This window comes from Collimonas fungivorans (assembly GCF_028292705.1).
GTDB lineage: Bacteria > Pseudomonadota > Gammaproteobacteria > Burkholderiales > Burkholderiaceae_D > Collimonas > Collimonas fungivorans_B.
On the sequence record NZ_JAQGLV010000377.1, the window covers coordinates 1 to 2,922 of the forward strand.

Genomic DNA, 2,922 nt, shown 5'->3' on the forward strand with positions numbered 1-2,922 from the left:
CCGCACAAGATGATGTCGCCGGGATAAAGCGTCATGTCCTGGGAAATCAGGCTCACCAGCTGCGCCGCCGAAAACAGCATGTCGCTGACCGGGTAATCCTGCCGCACTTCGCCGTTCAGGATGGTCCGCACTGTCAGCGTGCTTGGATCCAGCCCGCTTGCCACAACCGGTCCGAACGGACAGAAGGTATCGCAACCCTTGGCGCGCACCCACTGCGCGAACGACGGATCGCGATTCAGGATGTCGGCGACCGTGACGTCATTGGCGCAGGTATAACCGAAGATGTATTTGCCGGCCTCGGCTTCGGCCACCCGACTGGCGGTTTTCCCGATCACGATGCCGAGTTCGCCCTCGAACACCACTTTGCCGCCTGCGGCCGGCTGGCGGATGGTTTCCTGCGGATTCAGATAAGAATTCGGCGACTTGATCAGATACAGCGGTTCGGCCGGCCGCGCCAGGTTCAGCTTGGCGCCGAGCGCGCCGAAGTTGTTCCACAGCGCCAGGATCTTGCTCGGCTGGGTCGGCATCAACACCTTCGCCTCAGCCAGGTCAACAAACAAGCCGGACGGCTTCGGCGCGGCGAACATGTCGCCTTCCCATATCTGCACCCGCTTGCCTTCCAGCGTGCCGAAGCGGACTGTATTCTGGTATGTGAACCGTAGCCAGTGCTGTATCATTTTTAATCTTTCCCCGACCTGTCAAGAATTTGAAGGACCTGCCCTGGACGCCAGGCAAGTCATGTAAATATTTATCGCGCACCTGTCCCGTCGCACCCGGTTGCGGGTGCAGGCAAGCTGCTGCTGTGTGAATGAAATGGCTCGAAAACCGGAGCGCTGATGCGGACTGCCTTACCCGCCTGGATTCTTGAGGGGATCGCCCTCAAGAATCCCTGGGTAAAATCCGATGATGGTCAGACCAGGCGGTCAGGAACGCGGCCTAGCGCTTTCAGTTCAGCTTCTTTGTTAAGTTCGTGTTCTGGAATCGATTGATCCATGAGCGCCTTTCGCATCGGTTTCAATACAAACCACGCCAGCAAGGCTGCCACCGCATTCATCACGCTGCTGACCACAAACACTGCCTCCCAGCTACCGGTGGCGGCGGTCAGCATGCTGGAAAACGGCACCAGCAAGGCCGCGGTGCCTTTCGCGGTATACAAGAGGCCGGCGTTGGCTGCCGCATACTTGCTGCCGAAGGTGTCCGCACAGGTGGATGGAAACAAGCTGTAGATTTCACCCCAGGCAAAGAACACCAGCCCCGTCAGGACCACGAACAGCAGTGGATCGGCGCCGAATTTATACAGCATCAGGATGCCGAATGATTCCAGCGCGAAGCAGATGAACATGGTTTGCTCGCGTCCGATCTGGTCGGATACCCAGCCGAAAAACGGTCGTGTCAATCCGTTCAGGACACGGTCGATCGCCAGCGCAAAGGTCAGCGCAGGCAAGATCAGGCCCATGATGTTGACCGGTACGTCCATCACCTTGAAGTCCTTGGCGATCGGCCCCAGCTGCGCGGTCGCCATCAGGCCGCCGGCGGCGACCGTGACGAACATCAGGTACATGATCCAGAACACCGGCTGCTTCAGCACTTCGCTCGGCCGATAGTCGCGCCGCCCCTGCTGCACCTTGATCTTCAGGGCCGCGGTACCCTTCTTCAGGTAACTTGGCGCTGCCTTCAGGCCCAGCGCGATCAGGAACACGATCACACCCTGGCCGATGCCGAAGTAGAAGAAGGCAGATTCATAACCGCTGCTCTTGATCATTGCCGAAATCGGGATGATGGTAATCGCCGAGCCGGCGCCGAAGCCGGCCGCGGTAAGCCCCGCCGCCAGCCCTCGCCGGTCCGGGAACCACTTCAGCGCATTGCCGACGCAGGTGCCGTATACAGCGCCCGCACCGACACCGCTGATGGCCGCCGCGATGTACAACATCGGCAAGGAAGATGCGTAGGAATTCAATACCCAGCCAAGGCCGCACAGGATGCCGCCCACCAATACCACCGGGCGCGGGCCAAGCTTGTCGACCAGGTAGCCTTCGATAGGCACCAGCCAGGTTTCGGTCAGTACGAACACGGTAAAGGCAATCTGGATCGCGGCCTTGCTCCAGCCGTATTTTTCAGAAATAGGGTTAACGAACAAGGTCCAGCCGTACTGCAGGTTGGCAATCATGGCCATGCAGATAATTCCCATCACGAGCTGCCACCATCGATGGGAATTCGATACCTTGCCCCCTAGTGCACTGTCTTGATTCATGTCTCCGTCTCCATTATGGTTGGTTTTCTACGTCGCCATGAACAGCGCATTGTGCCTTGCATTGTGCATGGGCGACCATGAGTTGTATGTCTACCCTGCATCTCTTATCCGTCCGCGTTGCCGTCTTTTGCAGCAATCGCGGAAAATGCATGGTCGCACTGATTGTGCGAGGACTTGTTCCAGCGATCCTTGACTACGGTCAAGATTAGTAATTTTCTGTTCTCAAAAAAATGCCGGATCTGCCAGGAAAAAGTCGAATTCATTGATTCTCATGCAACTGAGTCACATACAACTAAGCGCGGCTGTCTTTGCAGCCTGGCGCCTGGATCAAAAACAACGCTGCTTCAGATGCCGACTTCGGCACGCTGCACTTCCGCCCAGTTGACGCTGAAGCCGGGCTGGCTGCCGGAGGCCTTGATATTTTCCAGGCATTGCGCCCGGGCGCTTTCGATCGCCTTGATCAGGAAATCGGCGTCGTAGGCATTGAGCAGGTGGCGCTGGTGCGTTTCGATGTAGGTGCAAATCACGTTCTTCTCGCCGGCGCCGGCCAGCAGCGAACGGTAGGTATCGTAATCCCAGTGCCAGCTCAAGCCCAGCTCGTGGAAAGCAGTGTTGTAGGCAAACAGGGATGTTTCTTCGGCAGGGTCAAAAAAAGTGCGCTCGATGGTGAT

General features: G+C 57.8%; 3 protein-coding genes. All 3 read right to left on the bottom strand.

Annotated elements, in window-relative coordinates:
* On the bottom strand, positions 1–677 hold a 677-nt coding region (locus JWQ61_RS20805; protein ID WP_304362189.1), incomplete at its 3' end, for a fumarylacetoacetate hydrolase family protein.
* 233 nt (positions 678–910) lie between these two features.
* Positions 911–2,251 (bottom strand): oxalate/formate MFS antiporter, encoded by a 1,341-nt coding sequence (gene oxlT, locus JWQ61_RS20810; protein ID WP_304362190.1) that lies wholly within the window; start codon positions 2,249–2,251, stop codon positions 911–913.
* 344 nt (positions 2,252–2,595) lie between these two features.
* On the bottom strand, positions 2,596–2,922 hold a 327-nt coding region (locus tag JWQ61_RS20815; RefSeq protein WP_369684911.1), incomplete at its 5' end, for a hypothetical protein.